The 19,656-nt window shown below is 58.8% G+C and carries 19 protein-coding genes and 2 tRNA genes; 10 read left to right on the forward strand and 11 right to left on the reverse strand.

Annotated elements, in window-relative coordinates:
- Positions 1–383: 383 nt before the first annotated feature.
- Genes Q0Y02_RS03295 through sdhC form a run of 4 tightly spaced genes read right to left on the reverse strand, consistent with a single transcriptional unit; the run spans position 384 to position 3,633 of the window.
- Positions 384–1,100, reverse strand: a complete 717-nt coding sequence (locus tag Q0Y02_RS03295) for a succinate dehydrogenase iron-sulfur subunit (RefSeq protein WP_273009610.1) — start codon at positions 1,098–1,100, stop codon at positions 384–386.
- Between the two features lie 14 nt (positions 1,101–1,114).
- A complete protein-coding gene (gene sdhA / locus Q0Y02_RS03300) occupies positions 1,115–2,890 on the reverse strand; it encodes a succinate dehydrogenase flavoprotein subunit (protein WP_297764365.1) in 1,776 nt (591 codons plus the stop codon).
- A 3-nt stretch (positions 2,891–2,893) separates the two neighbouring features.
- Positions 2,894–3,265: a succinate dehydrogenase, hydrophobic membrane anchor protein gene (gene sdhD, locus Q0Y02_RS03305; RefSeq protein ID WP_273009614.1), complete on the reverse strand. Its 372-nt coding sequence runs from the start codon at positions 3,263–3,265 to the stop codon at positions 2,894–2,896.
- Positions 3,259–3,633 carry a succinate dehydrogenase, cytochrome b556 subunit gene (gene sdhC / locus Q0Y02_RS03310; protein ID WP_273009616.1) on the reverse strand — a complete coding sequence of 125 codons (375 nt, stop codon included), beginning with the start codon at positions 3,631–3,633 and terminating at the stop codon, positions 3,259–3,261. The genes sdhD and sdhC overlap by 7 nt, the downstream gene beginning before the upstream one ends.
- 454 nt (positions 3,634–4,087) lie before the next feature.
- Between sdhC and gltA the strand changes: the two genes are divergently transcribed.
- From gltA to Q0Y02_RS03350, 8 genes are all read left to right on the forward strand, one after another.
- The gene (gene gltA, locus Q0Y02_RS03315; protein WP_297764370.1) at positions 4,088–5,371 is read left to right on the forward strand and encodes a citrate synthase; all 1,284 of its coding nucleotides are present in this window, start codon (positions 4,088–4,090) and stop codon (positions 5,369–5,371) included.
- Between the two features lie 366 nt (positions 5,372–5,737).
- Positions 5,738–6,850: an SMP-30/gluconolactonase/LRE family protein gene (locus Q0Y02_RS03320; RefSeq protein ID WP_297764372.1), complete on the forward strand. Its 1,113-nt coding sequence runs from the start codon at positions 5,738–5,740 to the stop codon at positions 6,848–6,850.
- The gene (locus tag Q0Y02_RS03325) at positions 6,837–7,715 is read left to right on the forward strand and encodes an NAD(P)-dependent oxidoreductase (RefSeq protein WP_297764375.1); all 879 of its coding nucleotides are present in this window, start codon (positions 6,837–6,839) and stop codon (positions 7,713–7,715) included. The genes Q0Y02_RS03320 and Q0Y02_RS03325 overlap by 14 nt, the downstream gene beginning before the upstream one ends.
- A 405-nt stretch (positions 7,716–8,120) precedes the next feature.
- The gene (locus Q0Y02_RS03330) at positions 8,121–8,528 is read left to right on the forward strand and encodes an MbcA/ParS/Xre antitoxin family protein (protein ID WP_297764377.1); all 408 of its coding nucleotides are present in this window, start codon (positions 8,121–8,123) and stop codon (positions 8,526–8,528) included.
- Positions 8,519–9,226 (forward strand): RES family NAD+ phosphorylase, encoded by a 708-nt coding sequence (locus Q0Y02_RS03335; RefSeq protein ID WP_297764379.1) that lies wholly within the window; start codon positions 8,519–8,521, stop codon positions 9,224–9,226. The genes Q0Y02_RS03330 and Q0Y02_RS03335 overlap by 10 nt, the downstream gene beginning before the upstream one ends.
- A 72-nt stretch (positions 9,227–9,298) precedes the next feature.
- A complete protein-coding gene (locus Q0Y02_RS03340; RefSeq protein ID WP_297764382.1) occupies positions 9,299–10,075 on the forward strand; it encodes a TIGR01458 family HAD-type hydrolase in 777 nt (258 codons plus the stop codon).
- Between the two features lie 59 nt (positions 10,076–10,134).
- Positions 10,135–10,704 (forward strand): isochorismatase family protein, encoded by a 570-nt coding sequence (locus Q0Y02_RS03345; protein WP_297764385.1) that lies wholly within the window; start codon positions 10,135–10,137, stop codon positions 10,702–10,704.
- Position 10,705: 1 nt separating this feature from the next.
- A complete protein-coding gene (locus Q0Y02_RS03350; RefSeq protein WP_297764388.1) occupies positions 10,706–12,070 on the forward strand; it encodes a nicotinate phosphoribosyltransferase in 1,365 nt (454 codons plus the stop codon).
- 213 nt (positions 12,071–12,283) lie between these two features.
- On the opposite strand, the gene Q0Y02_RS03355 is transcribed toward Q0Y02_RS03350, so the two are convergent.
- The 3 genes from Q0Y02_RS03355 to gltX form a co-directional block, all read right to left on the reverse strand.
- Positions 12,284–12,359 (reverse strand) — tRNA-Glu (locus Q0Y02_RS03355).
- A gap of 5 nt (positions 12,360–12,364) precedes the next feature.
- Positions 12,365–12,440 (reverse strand) — tRNA-Ala (locus tag Q0Y02_RS03360).
- A gap of 291 nt (positions 12,441–12,731) precedes the next feature.
- Positions 12,732–14,219 carry a glutamate--tRNA ligase gene (gene gltX / locus Q0Y02_RS03365; protein WP_297764391.1) on the reverse strand — a complete coding sequence of 496 codons (1,488 nt, stop codon included), beginning with the start codon at positions 14,217–14,219 and terminating at the stop codon, positions 12,732–12,734.
- Positions 14,220–14,381: 162 nt separating this feature from the next.
- Here gltX and Q0Y02_RS03370 point away from each other — a divergent pair, with 162 nt between their 5' ends.
- Complete coding sequence (locus Q0Y02_RS03370; RefSeq protein WP_297764394.1) at positions 14,382–14,942, forward strand: DUF4399 domain-containing protein; 561 nt, start codon at positions 14,382–14,384, stop codon at positions 14,940–14,942.
- An 80-nt stretch (positions 14,943–15,022) separates the two neighbouring features.
- Here Q0Y02_RS03370 and Q0Y02_RS03375 read toward each other — a convergent pair whose 3' ends face one another.
- The 4 genes from Q0Y02_RS03375 to Q0Y02_RS03390 form a co-directional block, all read right to left on the reverse strand.
- Positions 15,023–15,358: a YnfA family protein gene (locus tag Q0Y02_RS03375; RefSeq protein WP_297764397.1), complete on the reverse strand. Its 336-nt coding sequence runs from the start codon at positions 15,356–15,358 to the stop codon at positions 15,023–15,025.
- 95 nt (positions 15,359–15,453) lie between these two features.
- Positions 15,454–15,798 carry a TraR/DksA C4-type zinc finger protein gene (locus Q0Y02_RS03380; RefSeq protein ID WP_297764399.1) on the reverse strand — a complete coding sequence of 115 codons (345 nt, stop codon included), beginning with the start codon at positions 15,796–15,798 and terminating at the stop codon, positions 15,454–15,456.
- A gap of 56 nt (positions 15,799–15,854) precedes the next feature.
- Positions 15,855–16,703 (reverse strand): universal stress protein, encoded by an 849-nt coding sequence (locus tag Q0Y02_RS03385; protein ID WP_297764402.1) that lies wholly within the window; start codon positions 16,701–16,703, stop codon positions 15,855–15,857.
- A 12-nt stretch (positions 16,704–16,715) separates the two neighbouring features.
- On the reverse strand, positions 16,716–18,200 hold the full coding sequence (locus Q0Y02_RS03390) for a SulP family inorganic anion transporter (RefSeq protein WP_297764404.1): 1,485 nt from the start codon (positions 18,198–18,200) through the stop codon (positions 16,716–16,718).
- A 314-nt stretch (positions 18,201–18,514) separates the two neighbouring features.
- Between Q0Y02_RS03390 and dusA the strand changes: the two genes are divergently transcribed.
- Complete coding sequence (gene dusA, locus Q0Y02_RS03395; protein ID WP_297764406.1) at positions 18,515–19,483, forward strand: tRNA dihydrouridine(20/20a) synthase DusA; 969 nt, start codon at positions 18,515–18,517, stop codon at positions 19,481–19,483.
- Positions 19,484–19,656: the final 173 nt, after the last annotated feature.

The raw sequence follows: 19,656 nt of genomic DNA on the forward strand, positions 1-19,656 counted from the left end.
CCTTCAGCGGGAGGTGTCACACTCTGTGGTAGGTGGTGTCACTGCGACCACAGGGGGGCGACCCTGTTCCCGTACGCTTTGTATTGTCCGGGACAGCGCCTTTTAAGCCCTGCCCCACCCATGAGATGAAACAAAACCACTCATCGTCACCGGGTGGGGTGAGGGTGAGTGTTCTGTCACGTCTCGACGAGGGATTACCTCGAATCGCCGTCTAGTGTAGCCCTTTTATTTCGGTTTTGTTAGACGCCGATTTGATAAAACAACTTAACACTTTTTCTATCCATTACGGCACTGGCAAAACGTCGAATAGACACCATTCAACGACACTTTCTACGGTAACAGATACAAAAAAGGCGGCCATATGGCCGCCTTCTTCGTTCGGGTCAGATGCCCCGTTCCAGCAACATGGAACGGATATGGCCAATGGCCCGGGTCGGGTTGAGCCCTTTCGGACACACGCTGACACAGTTCATGATGCCGTGGCAACGGAACAGGCTGAAGGGGTCATCCAGCTTGCTCAGTCGCTCTTCGGTAGCCGTATCGCGGCTGTCCGCCAGGAAGCGGTAGCTCTGCAACAGGGCCGCCGGGCCCAGGAACTTGTCCGGGTTCCACCAGAAGCTCGGGCAGCTGGTAGAGCAGCAGGCACACAGAATGCACTCGTACAGGCCATCCAGCTTGGCACGATCTTCTGGAGTCTGCAGGCGCTCAATAGCCGGCGCCGGGCTGGTATTCTGCAGGAACGGCTGCACCTTCTCGTACTGGTTGTAGAACATACCCATGTCCACCACCAGGTCGCGAATGACCGGCAACCCCGGCAACGGGCGCAGGATCAGCGGCTTCTTGCCTTCCAGTACCCCCGGTGCCACTTGGGACAACGGAGTAATACAAGCCAAGCCGTTCTTGCCGTTGATGTTCATGCCGTCAGAGCCACATACACCCTCACGACAGGAGCGACGGTAGGACATGGAGGAATCCTGCTCTTTCACCAGAGCAAGGATGTCCAGCACCATGAGGTCTTTACCCTGGGTATCAACCTCATACTCCTTCATGCTCGGCTCGCGGTCCGTTTCCGGATTGTAGCGATAGATACTAACTTTCATCGTATTACTCTCCGTTAGTAGGTCCGAGCCTTGGGCTGGAAGGTGTCGACAGTCTTCGGCTTGAAGTTCACGTCACGCTTGCCCAGCTTCTTGGCTTTCGGGTCGAAGATGGAGTGGCACAACCAGTTCTCATCGTCACGATCAGGGAAATCGTAGCGGGAATGGGCACCACGGCTCTCGGTACGACCTTCTGCTGCAATGGCAGTGGCTTCCGCCACTTCCAGCAAGTTCTCCAGCTCAAGTGCTTCGATACGCGCGGTGTTGAACGGCTTGCTCTTGTCATCAAGATGCGCCTTACCAATGCGCTCGCGCAAATCCGCAAGCTTGGCTACACCTTCCGCCATCAGATCACCTTTGCGGAATACGCCGAAGTGATTCTGCATCACACTCTGCAGCTCTTTGCGCAGGGCCGGAATGGATTCGCCACTGGTAGACTCATCCCAACGACGCAGGCGCGCCATGGCTTCGTCGATGTTGGCATCGGTGGGCTCGTACTGGGTCATGCCCTGACGTAGCTGATCCTCGATATAAAGGCCTGCAGCCCGACCAAACACCACAAGATCCAGCAGCGAGTTACCGCCCAGGCGGTTTGCACCGTGTACAGATACACAGGCTACTTCGCCCACTGCGAAGAGACCGTTGACGAACTGCTCTTCACCTTCATGGCCGCCAGACAGCTTGATGGCCTGACCGTGAACGTTAGTGGGGATACCACCCATCATGTAATGACAGGTCGGCACAACCGGGATCGGTTCCTTCACAGGATCAGTCTGCGCGAAAGTAATGGCCAGTTCACAGATACCCGGCAGGCGGCTGTGCAGCACTTCTTCACCCAGGTGATCGAGCTTGAGGAATACGTGGTCGCCGTCCGGACCAGCGCCTCGGCCGTCCAGGATCTCCATCATCATGGAACGGGCAACAACATCACGGGAGGCCAGATCTTTGGCGTTTGGCGCATAACGCTCCATGAAACGCTCGCCATCCTTGTTGATCAGATAGCCACCCTCGCCCCGACAACCCTCGGTAACCAGTGTGCCCGCACCGGCAATACCGGTGGGATGGAACTGCCACATTTCGATGTCTTGTACCGGCAGGCCAGCACGCAAAGCCATGCCAACACCGTCACCGGTATTGATCAGGGCGTTGGTGGTAGACGCGTAGATACGACCGGCACCGCCGGTAGCAAAGACGGTTGCCTTGGCCTTGAAGAACACGGTCTCGCCGGACTCGATATCGATGGCGATCACGCCACAGACATTACCTTCGTCGTCCTTGACCAGTTCGGAGGCATACCACTCGTTGTAGAACTGGGTGCCGTTCTTCAGGTTCTGCTGGTAAAGGGTATGCAGCAGCGCATGACCGGTACGGTCAGCGGCCGCACAGGTACGGGCCGCCTGGCCGCCTTCACCGAAGTTCTTGGACTGACCACCGAACGGACGCTGGTAGATACGGCCTTCTTCGGTACGGGAGAACGGCAGACCCATGTGGTCCAGTTCAAATACCGCTTCCGGGCCCACATTACACATGTATTCGATCGCGTCCTGGTCACCGATATAGTCGGAGCCTTTGACGGTATCGTACATGTGCCAGCGCCAATCATCGTTGGGATCAGCAGACGCGATGGCACAGGTAATGCCGCCCTGGGCGGACACGGTGTGCGACCGGGTCGGGAATACTTTGGAAATCAGCGCAGTCTTGAAACCGGACTGGGCCATTTGCAGTGAGGCGCGCATACCGGCACCACCACCACCTACGACGATAGCGTCAAACGTAATAGTGCGAATGGACATGGATTACGCCCCTCCCCAAATAACAACCAGACCCCACAACAGGTACACCACCAGTGCCAGTGCAATTGCCAGCTGGGCAATCAGGCGAACGCCGGTGGCAGCTTTACCCAGGGTCATGCCGGTCAGGTAGTCGGTGGTTACGCCCCACAGGCCTACCCAGGTATGTGCAGCAACGGAAACTACCAGCAGGGTGTTGGCAATCTGCATGCAGACAGAGCTCATCAGAGCTTTCCAGCTGCCATAGTCCAGGTCACCGGACAGCATCAGGTAGCCCAGCATGCCGATCATGTACACACCAATGATAGCGGCAGACACACGTTGAATGAGCCAGTCATACAGGCCGTTCCGGCCCAGGCTCGTCACACTGGTTACCATATCCAGCCTCCTACCAGCAGAATCAGTACTACAGAGATGATGAACACCAGTTTGGCGCCGCGCTGGCCGCCTTCCAGGGTCTCACCCACTCCAGCATCCATAATAAGGTGGCGAATACCTGCCACCAGGTGATACAGCAGTACAGCCAGAATGGCCCATACCACCAACTTCACCAGCGGGGAGGTCATCAGTTCTTTCAGGTCCGCAAAGCTCTCGGGAGACGCCAGGGAGCGATCCAGCATCCACAACAGAATCGGCAACGCCAGGAAAATGGCAACGCCGGTTACACGGTGGGTGATAGATGCTATAGCCGTGACCGGGAACTTGATCGTGCTCAGATCGAGGTTAACGGGTCGCTTATCGTTCACGGTAGCCTACTTATAGCCGGGCCCCAGGTTGGGGCGGTTGTCGGGAACTTTGGCAAAGTTGTTGAGATCAAAACGTGAAGTCTGATCTTAACAACCTCGCCTGGGCCGGGGTGGGCCCACACAAAACCCCCAGTCAGAGGTTTCTGCCGGGCGGCAGTATATCGCTGCGCCCTGAGCAAAACAAACGCTGCGCACCATTCAAACACAGTATCTTTCCTCTAACGCCTTGATTTACAATGGCGCACCGGATGTGAGCGCCCTAAAAAGAGCTTGCCCCAGCCTGATGCAAAATGCGGTTATTGCTGTAACAGGCTGTTTACCCTACAAAAGTCTGACCCACCGGTTCCCGGGTTCGCGTTGACAAAGGTGTGTCAAAACTTTACCTTCCCCCGCGCTTTGGAGGACCTTCCTTGCCTTGAGGAACGTTCCCTCGTCCGCCAATGGAGAGATTCCCATGACCGAGAAGAAAGCCACTCTCAAGGTAGATGGTAAGGACCTGGACCTGCCGATCTACACCCCGACCCTGGGCCGCGATGTTATTGACGTGTCCAAACTGGTAGCCAACGGTGTCTTCACCTTCGACCCGGGCTTCACCTCCACCGCCTCCTGTGAATCCAAGATCACCTTTATTGATGGTGAAGTGGGCAAGCTGCTGCATCGCGGCTACTCCATCGAGGAACTGGCCGGCAAGTCCGACTACCTGGAAGTGTGTTACACCCTGCTTTACGGCGAACTGCCCACCGCAGAACAGCGTGATCAATTCATCAGCACCGTGAAGAATCACACCATGGTGCACGAGCAAATCCGCAACTTCTTCAACGGTTTCCGCCGCGATGCCCACCCGATGGCCATCATGTGTGGCGTAGTTGGCGCGCTGTCTGCCTTCTACCACGACTCTCTGGACATCAATAATCCCGAGCACCGTGAAATCACCGCGTACCGCCTGATCGCCAAGATGCCCACCATCGCGGCCATGTGCTACAAGTACGCGCTCGGCCAGCCCTTCATGTACCCGCGCAACGACCTGGGTTACGCAGAAAACTTCCTGCACATGATGTTCGGCAACCCTTGTGAAGAATCCAAGATCAGCCCGACCCTGGCCAAGGCCATGGATCGCATCTTCATCCTGCATGCGGATCACGAGCAGAACGCCTCCACCTCTACCGTGCGTCTGGCTGGCTCCTCCGGTGCCAACCCGTTCGCCTGTATCGCTGCTGGCATCTCTGCCTTGTGGGGCCCGGCACACGGCGGCGCCAACGAAGCCGTGCTGAACATGCTGGACGAAATCGGCTCGCTGGATAACATCGACGCCTACATCGCCAAAGCCAAGGACAAGAACGACCCGTTCAAGCTGATGGGCTTCGGTCACCGCGTTTACAAGAACTACGATCCGCGTGCCACCGTGATGCGCGAATCCTGCCACGATGTTCTGGCCGAACTGGGTGTCAACGATCCGCAGCTGGAACTGGCCATGAAGCTGGAAGAAATCGCCCTGAGCGACCCCTACTTCAAAGAGAAGAAGCTGTTCCCGAACGTGGATTTCTACTCCGGGATCATCCTCAAGGCGATCGGCATTCCGACCTCCATGTTCACCGTGATCTTCGCTCTGTCCCGTACCGTGGGCTGGATCGCACACTGGAACGAAATGATCTCCAACCCGTACAAAATTGGCCGCCCTCGCCAGTTGTACACCGGCGAGACCGAACGCGAGTTCGTACCGGTCAACGAGCGCAAATAACCGCCTCGTTAGCGCCACACAAAAAAACCGCCTCCGGGCGGTTTTTTTGTGCCTGCTGCCTGTTAAGTTCAAAGGCTTTTTACCACAGAGGGCACAGAGCTCACTGAGTAAAACCTTTTCTTTTCAGAGGCAAAAGAGTACTGCTTGCCATGGCGAATTAATTAGCTATTTGTATAACGTTTTTCCAGAAAACCTGCAGCTGTAATATCTTTTCCTCAGTGAACTCTGTGCTCTCTGTGAAAAAACAGATTTTGCCTTTCTCGCCTACCCAACCATGCTCATCCGCAATGATTAGCACCCTGCATTTGCGTGACCGCGCCCTCCATGCAAGCATCGACGTTCCGTTAACCGATTTTCCGGATTCCAATGATAAAAAACATTGCACTGCTGATTCTCATCATTCTGGTTGGCTACCTGTTGTTCTGGCCGGTATCCATTGATCCAGTGGCCTGGCAGGCACCGGAAGCACCCGCGCTTGAAGGCCCCTATGCCAGCAACTCCGCCCTGGCGCAAAGCCGCTCTCTGGCCGTTGACGACGGCACCGGCCCGGAAGATGTGGCTATCGATAGTGACGGTTTTCTCTATGTGGGCTACGTGGACGGCCGCATCGTCCGCTTCAACCCGGATGGCAGCAACCCGGACCTGATTGCCGACACCAAGGGGCGACCGCTGGGCCTGGATTTTGACCCGCAAGGCAATCTGATCGTGGCCGATGGCTACAAGGGGCTGCTCAGCATCAGCCCGTCCGGGGCCATTGCCGCGCTTTCCCAGCGGGCCAACGGTGTGGATTACAAATTCACCGACGATGTGGATGCGGACAGCAACGGTGTTATCTACTTCACCGATGCGTCCAGCAAGTTCGGCCCCGCCCTGCACGCCCGCGATGACATTCTCGAACACGGAGGCCACGGCCGTCTGCTGCGTTACGACCCGGCCAGCGATCAGACCCAGGTCCTGCTGGATGGCCTGCAATTCGCCAACGGCGTGGCCCTGTCCCGGGACGAAGACTTTGTCCTGGTCAATGAAACCGGCAGTTACCGGATTGTTCGTTACTGGCTGAAAGGCGACAAAGCCGGCAGCCATGATGTTTTCTTCGACAACCTGCCCGGTATTCCGGACGGCATCTCCAGCAACGGTAACGGCACCTTTTGGGTCGCCCTGTTCAGCCCGCGTAATGCCATGCTGGACGCCATGTCCGACAAGCCCCTGCTGCGCAAGGTGGCCTTCCGGTTGCCCTCATTCCTGCAGCCCCAGCCTGCCCACCACGGTTTCGTACTGGGTCTGAACGAACAGGGGGAAGTCACTCACAACCTGCAGGACACCAGCGCCGACGCCTTCGCCCCCATCACCAGCGTAGAACAACACGGCAATACCCTGTATCTGGGCAGCCTCACCGCCCCCCGGTTTGCCACCTACCCGCTACCGGCCAATGACCCCGCAACGGTTTCCGAGCAGGACCCCAGCAATGCCACAAATTAACGCCGCGTTTATCGGACTTGGCACCATGGGCTATCCCATGGCCGGCCACCTGGCCGAAGCCGGGCTGTCCATGACCGTCTACAACCGCACCGCCAGCCGCGCTCACCAGTGGGCCCGGGATTTCAATGGCCGTACCGCTGCCTCCCCCGCAGAGGCCGCTGCAGGCGCCGCCATGGTGTTCGTCTGCGTGGGCAATGACGATGACCTGCGCCAGGTCACTCTGGGCCCCGGCGGCGTACTGGAAACTCTCAGCGAACGCGCCCTGCTGGTGGATCACACCACCGCCAGCGCCGCAGTGGCCCGGGAGCTGGATGCCGCCTGCCGGGATCGCCAGGCAGACTTTATCGATGCGCCGGTGTCAGGCGGCCAGCAGGGAGCCGAAAACGGCCAGCTTTCGATCATGTGTGGCGGCGATGATTCTGCCTACCAGCGCACGGTTCCCGTGCTGAACCACTATGCCAAAGCGGTCAATCTGATGGGCCCTGCAGGCAGCGGGCAGCTCACCAAAATGGTCAACCAGATCTGCGTAGCAGGCCTGGTGGAAGCCTTGGCCGAAGGCGTCGCCTTCGCCCAGAATGCCGGCCTGGATGCCGGCAAAGTGTTCGAGACCATCCAGCATGGCGCCGCTGGCTCCTGGCAAATGAGCCATCGCCACCAGACCATGATCAACGACCAGTATGAACACGGCTTTGCCGTGGACTGGATGCGCAAAGATCTGGATATCTGCCTGGCAGAAGCCGCTCGCAACGGCACCCTCTTGCCGGTGACGGCGCAGGTAAATGATTTTTATCGAGAGATTCAGACCATGGGCGGCGGACGCTGGGATACTTCCGCCCTGCTGCGCCGGCTACAAAAGCCGCAGTAACCCCTCCTGCCCCCGTTGTTTTATTCCAGCGAGATAACAGCGGGGTTTTCCGATGCCCCTTAATCTTTCCGTTATTGCGCACCCTTTTCGGGCGCAAGCCCTGCATCACTGCCATTTCACCCATGCTCTGCCATTTTTTGGGGCAGGAAATTGGCAATCATTCATCAGACATTTGGCAACACGAACCGGCATAAAGCCCGCGTAGCCACTATCAGTGTCCGCGCCTACCTCTATGCAGCCCGGCACCGATTTACCTCACCTCTCTGTGCTCGATGCCAGAAAACAGGACAATCGACTCAAGCAACCGGCCTCCTTCCTAAGCAGAGTCATGGCCTGCCCATAAATCCACATATAGACAAAAAACACAAAAAGGATCATTATTGAACCATCAAGTCAGGAGGCACCATGGAAGCAGTCAGACAACAGCCCCCTCAGGCACTGGACGACGGCGCCCGCCATGCAGCCCTGCGCGCCGTACTCAAGCTGCTGGAGCACTGGCAGTGCAGTGAGAAGGAAAAGATGGCCCTGCTCGGCGTGGGCCGCTCCACCCTGCACAAGTACCAGAGCCAGCCGGACAGCGCCCGGGTCGGCAACGACCTGCTGGAACGTCTCAGCTACTTGCTGAATATCCACCAGGCGCTGCGCACCCTGTTCGGTAACCGGGAAAACGTTTACGGCTTCGTGCGCATGGCCAACCACAACCCGTTCTTCAACGGCGCCACCCCCATGGACATCATGAGCAACGGCCGCGTGGCCAGCCTCTACGAAGTACACCGTCAGCTGGACAGCCTGCGGGGCGGGCAATGGGGATAACGCAAACCGATATACAGGCCCTGCCCCGACAGACTTTTCCCTCGCAGATTGCTTACCGGCTGATCAACGGCAAATATCCGCCCATCGCCATTTTTGACGATGTGGCAGATCAGGCCGACTTCGATGTCCTGTTTGCCGTGCAGGCCCTGACCAACCCGCGCCTGCAGAACGAAGTGGGTGACCTGAACCGGGTACCCCCCGCAGAGCGCCCCTGGGGTATTCCCGGTTGCAACTATGCCCTGGGACCCTTTGTCCACGTAAACCCCGCCGGCTCCCGCTTTTCTGATGGTGCCTACGGCGTCTTCTACTGCGCGGATCGCATGGCAACGGCCCTTGCCGAAACCCGTTACCACCAACAACGTTATTTCCAGCAGGTAGAAGGCCTGAAATACGACCGCATTGTCATGCGTGGCCTCAAGGTCCACTTCTCGGCCACCCTGTGCGATATCACCCCGGCCAGCCGGCATCCGCGCTGGCATGCTCCGGACAGTTACCAAGCCCCACAACAGCTCGGCCAGCAGCTGTATCAGCTACGCGAAACCGGCCTTCACTACGAATCCGTCCGTGCCCCCGGCAGCCACTGCTATGCCCTGTTCTCCCCCCTGCCGGTGGAGGCCATCACCCCCAGCGCGCATTACGAGTACATCTGGGATGGCGAGAAAATTGCCCACACGCTGACCATTCGCCGCTTGAGCTGACCACACCGCCACGCCTATGCTCTGAGTAGAGCCTGATTTCCCGCCATACACAGGCTCTCACGGAGGAGTGCTATGCCGCTGCATGCCATCTGCCTGGACCTGGCCGGCGTGTTCTACCAGGGGCCGCGCCTGCTACCCGGCGCCCAGTACGCCCTTCAACGCCTGCGCGCCACCGGTCTGCCCCTGCGCTTTGTCACCAATACCTCCCAGCGCAACCGCAACCAGATACTCAATGACCTGGCCAGTCTGAACCTGGCGGTTGATGAGTCAGAACTGTTCACCGCGCCACAAGCCGCCCACGACTACCTGACTCGCCGAGGGCTAACGCCCTTCTGCCTGTTCCACCCCAACCTGAAAGAAGAGTTTTCTGACCTGGAAGGCAAGCAACCCGATGCCGTACTGATCGGCGATGCCGGCAGGAAATTCAGCTACGAGCATCTGGACCAGGCATTCCGCTTGTTGCACGACGGGGCACCGCTGATTGCCATCGGCGAAAACCGTTACTACCAGCTGGATGACGGCCTGCATCTGGATGCCGGCCCCTTTGTCAGGGCATTGGAATATGCCGCCGACTGCCAGGCCATCATTACCGGCAAACCCTCCACCGCCTTCTTTGAACAGGTTTTGGCCGACCTGGGAACCAGCCCCGAACATACCCTGATGGTCGGAGACGATATCCATGGCGATGTGGAAGGGGCACTGAACAGCGGCATGCAGGCCTGCCTGGTGCAAACCGGGAAATACCGGACCGGTGACGAGCAGGCCATCAGCGGAAAATTCCAGCTGGAAAGCGACATAGGCACCGTCGCAGAGCGCGTCGTCAGTCTGCTCGAACCGCCCACCCCTTGAATCACTGCCATCAGGCTCCGACACTGGAAGTCGCCACAAGCAACAAAGGACTGGCAACCATGGGACATCTTCCCCTGAAGGCCGGCGATGCTGTGCTGGCCGTGGATATCCAGAATGATTTCTGCCCCGGTGGCGCCCTGGCCGTGCCCGATGGCGATCAGGTAGTCCCCGTAATGAACGTCTGGATGAACGCCGCCGCCGACGCCAACTTGCCGGTGATCGCCTCCCGCGACTGGCACACCGTGGACCACTGCTCCTTCCAGGCTCAGGGCGGCCCCTGGCCACCTCACTGCATTCAGGACACGCCGGGCGCCGCCTTTCACCCGGATCTGTCCCTGCCCGCAGGCACGGTCATCGTCAGCAAGGGTACCGCCTTTGACAAGGATGCCTACTCCGCCTTTGATGGCACCGGCCTGACGGGCTGGTTACGGCAACGGGGCGTTAAACGGCTCTGGGTCGGCGGACTGGCTGAAGACGTCTGCGTCTTTCATACCGTCAGGGATGCCTGCGCCGAAGGCCTTCAAGTTCACCTGCTTTGCAGCGCCACCCGCCCGGTTTTCCCGGATCAGGAAGGCCCGACTCTGAAAGCCCTCCAGGAAGCCGGCGCCCAACTGGAAGATATCCCCTGATATGGATCTTTCTGCTGACAATGATGCGCAGGGCCTGCTGACCGATCTCTACGAACTGACCATGCTGCAGGCCTACTGGCATGAAGGCATGAATGACACAGCGACCTTCAGCCTGTTTTATCGGGAAATGCCAGAACAACGTAACGTCATGCTGGCCTGCGGGCAGGAGTACGCCGCCCGACAGGTCAGCCAACTGCACTTCCCCTCCCGGCAGGTTAACCGGCTCAAGACGCTGGACCTGTTTCAGGATGGTTTTCTGCAATGGCTGCAGGACTTCCGCTTTAGTGGCGAGATCCACTGTCTGCCGGAAGGGACCCCGGTATTCCCCCAGGAGCCCCTGCTGGAAATCACCGCCCCGCTGATGGAAGCGCAGCTACTGGAAAGCCTGCTGATGAATTATGTGCATCTGGAGACCGTGCTGGCCTCCAAGGCGTTGCGCATGGTCCTCGCCGCCGATGGCCGGCCAGTGGTGGATTTCGGCATGCGTCGCATGCATGGCAGCGACGCTGCCCTGCGCGGGGTGCGCGCCTACCGCGCCGCCGGCCTGGCCGGCACCAGCAATGTGCTGGGCGGCTTGCAGCACGGGCTGCCCTTACGCGGCACCATGGCCCATTCCTATATCCAGGCCCATGACAGCGAGATGGCGGCATTGCGGACTTACGCCCAGCTGTATCCCGGCACCACCCTGCTAGTGGATACCTACGACAGCCAGGCAGGCGTGGAGAAAGTGGTCCGACTGGTACGCGATGAAGGCCTAGACGTGGGAGCCATCCGTCTGGACTCTGGCGACCTTTCACAGCAAGCCAAAGACGCCCGTCGGCAACTGGATGCTGCAGGGCTGCAGCAGGTTCGCATCCTGGTCAGCGGTGGTCTGGATGAATACCGCATTGCCGGCCTGATGGCCGCAGGGGCACCCATCGACGGCTTTGGTGTGGGCACCAGCATGGGCGCCGCCAGCGATGCCCCCACCCTGGATCTGGCCTATAAACTCACCGACTATGCGGGCCGTCCCAGGCTGAAAAACTCCCCCGGCAAGCAACTGCACCCGGGCCGTAAGCAGGTATGGCGACAAACCGATGAGCAGGGACATTATCAACAGGACCGGATTACCGCCCGGGACGAGCAAAGTGAAGGCGAACCGCTGTTACAGCCCATTATCCAGGGCGGCGAGCCCTGCCGCGAGGCGCCGGATTTGGCGGTTACCCGGGAGAACGTGGCCAGGCATCTGAGAAAGCTACCCGAAGCTCTGCTCAGCCTGCATCCCGCGCAATCGAGCTACCCGGTGGAATTCAGTCAACGGCTGATGGCCCTGCGAGAAACGGTGCTGGAGGAACTGGAAGGTGCATCGCTGCATTCCGGGACGTAGGGTGCACTGAGCCTAAGGCGAACTGCACCATCAAACGCCGGATCGGTGCAGTTCGCCTTGGGCTCAGTGCACCCTACACAATCATCGGCTATGGGGCAGATTTACGGTTCTATCATCCATATCGGGCATCCAGCTCCGCCAACTGGCAGGTTGCGCGATCCGCGATGCCCACAAATAAAAAAGCCCCACTCTTTCGAGCAGGGCTTTTCTATATGGCGTCCCCTAGGGGAGTCGAACCCCTGTTACCGCCGTGAAAGGGCGGTGTCCTGGGCCACTAGACGAAGGGGACGTATTTGGTGGAGCCAGGCGGGATCGAACCGCCGACCTCAACACTGCCAGTGTTGCGCTCTCCCAGCTGAGCTATGGCCCCAAATACGACAATCGGGACAAAGTACGTCCCGGTTGGTGCGGCGTATTCTACCCAGCCCCCCTACTCTGTCAAGCGCTGGCCTGGTGTTTTTTTCAGAATGAAGTCCGTTTGGCTACATCCTGAACAAGCTGCTGAAAATACATCCAGATACTAGCTTCTAGCTTCTAGCTTCTAGCTTCTAGCTTCTAGCTTCTAGCTTCTAGCTTCTAGCTTCTAGCTTTCAGGATGATGCCCCTCCCCGGAAGGGGCACAAGCTCATCAGCACGCTTTCTGTTTTCTGGTAGCTAGCAGCTAGAAGCTCGCAGCTATCTCCCGGTAAGCCTTCTCCAGCTTCTTCATCTGCTTCTTGGACACCCCGCCCAGCACCTCGATAGCGTTACGCAGGCGGGCGCGGCTCAGGTCGGCGCCGATGATTTCCATGGAATCCACCACCGAGAAGCTGGCGCTGGTGCCGGCAATGGCAACGAAGGCCGGGAACAGGAAATCCTTGATCTTCACTTCCAGGGCATCGGCAATGGCCTTGGCATCCGCAAACAGGCCGTCACGGTTCCAGTCACTGCGGGCTTCATAGGTCCACAGCAGGTACTGCAGCCACACCTTCATGTCCTCGGCACCGTACTGCTTGTGCTCGAAACTGGCCTCGCTGATCGCCGGCATGCCGTTGAAACAGAAGGCCGCCTTGTCCGCCACGTCCGACAAGGTTTCCACCCGCTGGCGCAGGTGAGGGATGATCTTCATGGCGTAATCGCGGTTGTAGGCCCAGTCCAACAAGGTATCCAGGAACTGCTCGTCACTCTGCTCACGCAGCCATTGCCCGTTCAGCCAGCTCAGCTTTTCCACATCAAAGACCGGGCCGCCCAGGGACACCCGGTTGATATCGAAGGCGTCCTGCATTTGTGCCAGGGTGAATTTCTCACTCTCGTCCGGCATGGACCAGCCCATCCGCCCCAGGTAATTCACCAGCGCTTCCGGCAGGTAGCCCATGCGCTGATAGAACAGGATGCTGGTGGGGTTCTTGCGCTTGCTGAGCTTGGATTTGTCCGGGTTGCGCAGCAGCGGCATATGGCAGAGCACCGGCATCTCCCAACCGAAATACTCGTACAGCAGCTTGTGCTTGGGCGCGGAGTTCAGCCATTCCTCACCACGGATCACGTGGGTGATCTCCATCAGGTGATCGTCGACGATATTGGCCAGATGATACGTAGGCATGCCGTCGGACTTGAGCAGGATCTGCGCATCCACCAGCGCCCAGTCCAGCTCCACGGTACCGCGCAGCATGTCCTCGATTTCACAGCGACCATCGGTGGGCACACGCATGCGGATCACGTAGGGCGCCCCTTCCGCTTCCCGCTTTGCCTGCTCTTCGGCGGGTAGCTCCAGATCCATCGGCTTCAGCGCCCGGTTCTCGCCCTGCTCTTTCAGCTCGGCACGCAGGGTGTCCAGCTCTTCACTGGTGCGGTAGCACTTGAAGGCATGGCCCTTCCCAATCAGCGCCTGCGCATACTCCGCATACATATGCTTGCGTTCGCTCTGCCGATACGGGCCATGGGGGCCGCCCACATCCGGGCCTTCATCCCAGCTCAGCCCCAGCCACTTGAGCGAATCCAGAATCATCTGCTCGGACTGATCAGTGGAGCGGGTCTGGTCCGTATCTTCAATACGCAGAATGAACTGGCCACCGTGCTGGTGGGCAAAGCAGCGATTGAACAGGGCGATATAGGCGGTGCCTACGTGGGGGTCACCGGTGGGCGACGGCGCTACGCGAGTACGGACGGTCATGCTGACTCCAATAAGGCAAACTGGCGCGGATTATACCTGCCAAAGCGTGATCCATATAGACATCCACCTGCGCCTTTCTGCTAAGGTTGAACGCAACTCATTCTTCTGCCGGCACACCGCCTGCAGACTTCATCAACGCGACAGGAAGAAAAGGAAGAGACCATGCGTATTCCCTTTCAACATTCTCTACTAGTGGCCATGATTGCCGGCGCCACCCTCCTGCAGGGCTGCTCTGACAACAACGAAGAACCCATGGCCGAAGCCCCGGCAACTGAAGCGCCCGCCACTGAAAGCCAGGCTGACTCCACCATGGCCGAAGACACCAATGCCAACGATGCCACCAGCAATAGCGGCATGACCCGCAGCAGCGCCCCGGAAGGTGCCACAGCCACCATTCTCAGCCCCGCCGATGGTGCGACTGTGACCAGCCCCGTAACGGTGGAATTCGGCCTGGAAGGCATGGACGTGGTGCCCGCCGGTACTGAGCAGGAGCATGCCGGTCATCACCATCTGCTGATCGATCTGGACAAGGATTCCATGCCTGCCATGGACTTCCCGCTGCCGGCCAACGACAACGTGGTGCACTTCGGCAAGGGCCAGACCCAGACCGAGCTGGAACTGGAACCGGGCACCCATACCCTGCAATTGCTGCTGGGTGACCACATGCACGTGCCCCATCAACCGCCGGTGATGTCCGAAAAGATCACTATTACGGTTGAGTAAGCATCAAACGCCGGACGTCGGACGTCGGACGCTAGAAGGATTTGTCTTTCCGCGTCAAACGTCCGGCCAAGCCTCAGGCGTTATCCTATCTGCCGAGGCGCAAGCATGATGATCGCCATCCCCGTCAGCGCCACCAGCGACCCGACAATATCCCAGCCCGTGGGACGAATACCGTCAACGCCCCACAACCAGAGAATGGCCACGAAAATATACACGCCTCCATAGGCCGCATAGACCCGCCCCGCCGCTGTGGGGTGCAAAGACAGCAGCCAGGCAAAGGCCGCCAGACTCAACGCAGCTGGAATCAACAGCCAGACGGATTTCCCCTCACGAAGCCACAGATAAGGCAAATAACAGCCCACGATCTCGGCAACCGCCGTGATCAGAAACAACCCCAGAATCTTCAACTCCGGCAAGGAGACCTCCCGATATATCGTCAGATCAACACACCGCAACGCACCAGCGGAGCAAAGCATGTAGAGAGTACAAAGAGTGAACCGAAAGCTCAGGCCTATTCGCGGGCACTGGCGCACTCAAGGCAGAACAGGGTGGCGGGATCAATCTCGAGACGTCTGGGATTGACAGGCTTGCCGCAATCCTCGCAGTAGCCGTAATCATCCTCATCAATACGGCGAAGGGCGGCAACAAGCTGGCGCATCCGCTGTTGCTGACGCTGGCGGGTTGCCAGGGCCATGGCCTGGCCCTGCATGGCATCCATCCGCGACAGACGCCCGACGCTTTGCTGATCCAGCTCCACCGGTTTGGTGGCTGAATCGGCCTCATCATTCTTTTCGCCTAATGCCTGTTTCTCTTCCAGCAATTTCAGGCGAAAACGTTCCTGTTCTGCCTGCTCCATTTGGCTCCCCCAGGGGACAAGAACCCCGGCGCAATCAACCTCGCCGGGGTACATGCTTATCGCAGCAACAAATGCGGTACCGTGGCGTTCTTGATCATCTTGCTGGTGGTGCTGCCCACGAAGAACTCGCGGATACGGGAATGGCCGTAGGCCCCCATCACCACCATATCAATGCCGTTATCCTGCTGGTATTCATGCAAGGCGGGCTCCACGTCACCTTCCAGTTGCGCCACTTCCACCTCGTGACCGGATTTCTCCAGGGTGTCGCGAGCCCAGGCCAGATCCTCGCTCAGCTGTTTGTCCTTGCCTACGGCAACCAGGTGACAAGGCAAGCCCAGGAACAGCGGGCTGGCGGCCAGCATTTTCACGCCGTCACGGCAGGTTGGGCTGCCATCGAAGGCCAGCATGATTTTGCCGGGCTCGGTAAAATCGGACGGCACCACCAGAATCGGCTTGTGCATGGTGCGAATCACCTGCTCCACGTGGTCGCCCACCTGCTCAGCCTCGCCGGTGTGTTCCTCTCCCAGTTTGCCGATCACCAGGATGCGGGTTTCTTCCTGCATACCCGCCAGGGTCTCCACCAGACCGCCGTGACGCTGGCGCTGCTTGGGTTCGCTCACCCCTTTTTCGATGGCGCGACCGGCAGCAGCTTCCAGCATCAGCTTGCCCTGCTCCAGGGCCAGCTTGTTGCGTTTGGCATCCAGTTCGGACAGTTCGGTGAGCAGGGATTCGCGGCCACCCAGCAACAGGTTACCGCTCAAATCACTTTCCACCGGGTAGCGGGAATGGTCCAGCACATGCAGCAGGGTCAGCGGTGCATTCAAACGCTGCACCGCCCAGACCGCATAATCACAAACCCGGGCCGCGGCCGGAGAGCCATCAATACAGGCAATAACATCACTCATTGTTCTTCTCCTTTAGTGGCCGCCCATGAGTTTTTCGACCGCCTCGGGCTTGTCGTGCACGGCAAATTTATCCACCAGGGTGGCACTGGCCTCGTTCAGGCCGATCAGCTCCACCTCAGTACCTTCACGGCGGAACTTGATGATCACCTTGTCCAGCGCACCAATGGCAGTGATATCCCAGAAATGGGAACGGTGCACATCGATAGTCACTTTATCCAGTGCTTCCTTGAAATCAAAGGAGGCAATGAACTGATCTGCGGAGGTGAAAAATACCTGCCCCAGGACCTCGTAGCGGCGGTGGCTGCTGTCAGTTTCATCAAGATCCGAGCGCACATAGAAAACGCGCCCCACCTTGTTTGCATAGAACAGCGCACTCAGTACCACCCCGATGCCAACACCAATGGCCAGGTTATGGGTCGCCACGGTGGCCGACACCGTAGCCAGCATCACCACGGTGCTGCTCGCCGGATGCTTGGCCATGTTGGTAATGGACTCCCAGCTGAAGGTACCAATGGACACCATGATCATCACCGCCACCAGCGCGGCCATGGGAATCCGGGACACCCATTCACCCAGGAACACCACCAGCACCAGCAGGAAGCAACCGGCAAACAAGGTGGACAGGCGCTTGCGGCCACCGGATTTCACGTTGATCACGGACTGGCCGATCATGGCACACCCGGCCATCCCCCCCAGGAACCCGGAGAAAATGTTGGCCACGCCCTGCCCTTTGCATTCGCGGTTCTTGTCGCTATCGGTATCGGTTAGATCATCCACGATGGTTGCCGTCATCATGGATTCCAGCAAGCCCACCACCGCCAGAGCCAATGAGTACGGCAGAATGATCTTGAGGGTTTCCAGATTCAGTGGAATATCCGGCAGCAGGAACATAGGCAAGCTATCCGGCAAATCGCCCTTATCCCCTACCGTGGGCACATCCAGGCCCAGATACATGGCAATACCGGTAATCACGACAATACAGATCAGCGGGGATGGCACGGCAGTGGTCAGCAGCGGCAGCAAATAAATGATCCCCAGACCAGCGACCACCATGGCATACACATGCCAGGTTACCCCGGCCAGCTCCGGCAGCTGGGCCATGAAGATGAGAATCGCCAGCGCATTCACAAACCCGGTCACCACGGACCGGGAGACAAAACGCATGAGATTCCCGAGCTGCAGAAAGCCAGCAACAATCTGCAACACACCGGTCAACACCGTTGCCGCCAGCAGATATTGCAGGCCATGGTCTTTCACCAGGGTCACCATCACCAGCGCCATGGCCCCGGTTGCCGCCGAAACCATCCCCGGGCGACCGCCCACAAAAGCAATAACAACGGCGATACAGAACGACGCGTACAACCCCACCTTGGGGTCCACACCGGCAATGATGGAAAAGGCAATCGCCTCGGGAATCAGGGCCAGGGCAACAACGGAACCAGCCAGCAAATCACCACGGATATTGCTGAACCATTCCTGCTGAATAGATCGAAGCATGAAGAACAATCCTGTTTTGGAAATACGACAGACAAAGAGGCTGCGCGCGGGCAGCAGAACACGGGATGACATGGCGCGGGGCACCATACGGCAAAGCCGGAGACGGGCTGTCTACTAGGGCGGACTCAGCCGAGGGAGGGTCATGAACAGTCTCGAGTGATTCGGAAAGGCGCGGAGTCTAGCAGAGCTCGCACAGCTTTGACAGGCAACGCCGCCGCTCACCCTACGCCGCAGCGCCGCAACATGCGACAATAGCTGCCCCAATGCCCCTGCTATCGCCTTGCATGAATGACTCTCTGATCCAAACAGCCCCGTTGTCACAACCAGACCGACGCCTGTCCGTGGCACCGATGATGGACTGGACCACCCGGGACTACCGGTTTCTGGCCCGGCTGATTACCCGCCACACCCTGCTCTACACCGAAATGGTGGTGGCCCAGGCGATTCTGCGCGGCGATCGTGACCGTTTTCTTGCCTTCAATGACGAAGAACATCCGGTGGCGCTTCAACTGGGCGGCTGCGAGCCGCAGGATCTGGCGGAAGCGGCCCGGATCGCCGAGCAATACGGGTACGACGAGATCAATCTCAATGTGGGCTGCCCGTCGGATCGGGTACAGCAGGGCAAGATCGGCGCCATTCTGATGGCCGAGCCGGAATTGGTGGGCCAGTGCGTGGAGGCCATGCAGGCGACGGTCCGCGTGCCGGTGACGGTGAAAACCCGCATCGGCATTGATGACCAGGATGATTACGACTTTCTCTACCGGTTTGTGGCCCGCATGGAACAGGCCGGTTGTACCAGCCTCACCATCCATGCCCGCAAGGCCATCCTGTCCGGGCTGTCACCCAAGGAGAACCGGGAGATTCCACCGCTGATCTACCAGCGGGCCTACGCCATCAAACAGGCCTTTGCCCATATGGAGATCATTCTCAACGGCGGCGTGAAGACACTGGATGAGGTGCACGAACACATGGGCGACGTGGATGGCGTGATGATTGGTCGCGAGGCCTACCAGAACCCCTATTTCCTGGCCGATGCGGATCGCATCGTGTTCGCGGATGAGCACCCCGTGCCAACCCGACGGGAAATCGCCGAACAGTTTATGCCCTATGTGGAACGCCGTTACGCGCTGGGCCATGCCCCCAAGCATTCCCTGCGCCATATCCTCAACCTGTTTCAGGGCGAACCGGGCGCCCGCCGCTTCCGCCGCCACCTGAGCGAAAACATGCACAAGCCGGACACCACGCCGCAAGTGCTCATGGACGCTTTGGCACAACTGCCTTAGCCTGTGGGTATCTATATACGTTGTAGGAGCGGCGCTCGAGCCGCGAATAAAACAGTTTCGAGTTACGAGTAGCGAGTTTCGAAAGGCAAAACCGATGTGGGTTTTCGCAACTCGTAACTCGCTCCTCGTAACTTGGAAAATTCGCCGCTCATACCCGCAGGGCACAGAGAACG

The sequence above is a fragment of the uncultured Alcanivorax sp. genome, assembly GCF_947258575.1.
Classification (GTDB): Bacteria; Pseudomonadota; Gammaproteobacteria; order Pseudomonadales; family Alcanivoracaceae; genus Alcanivorax.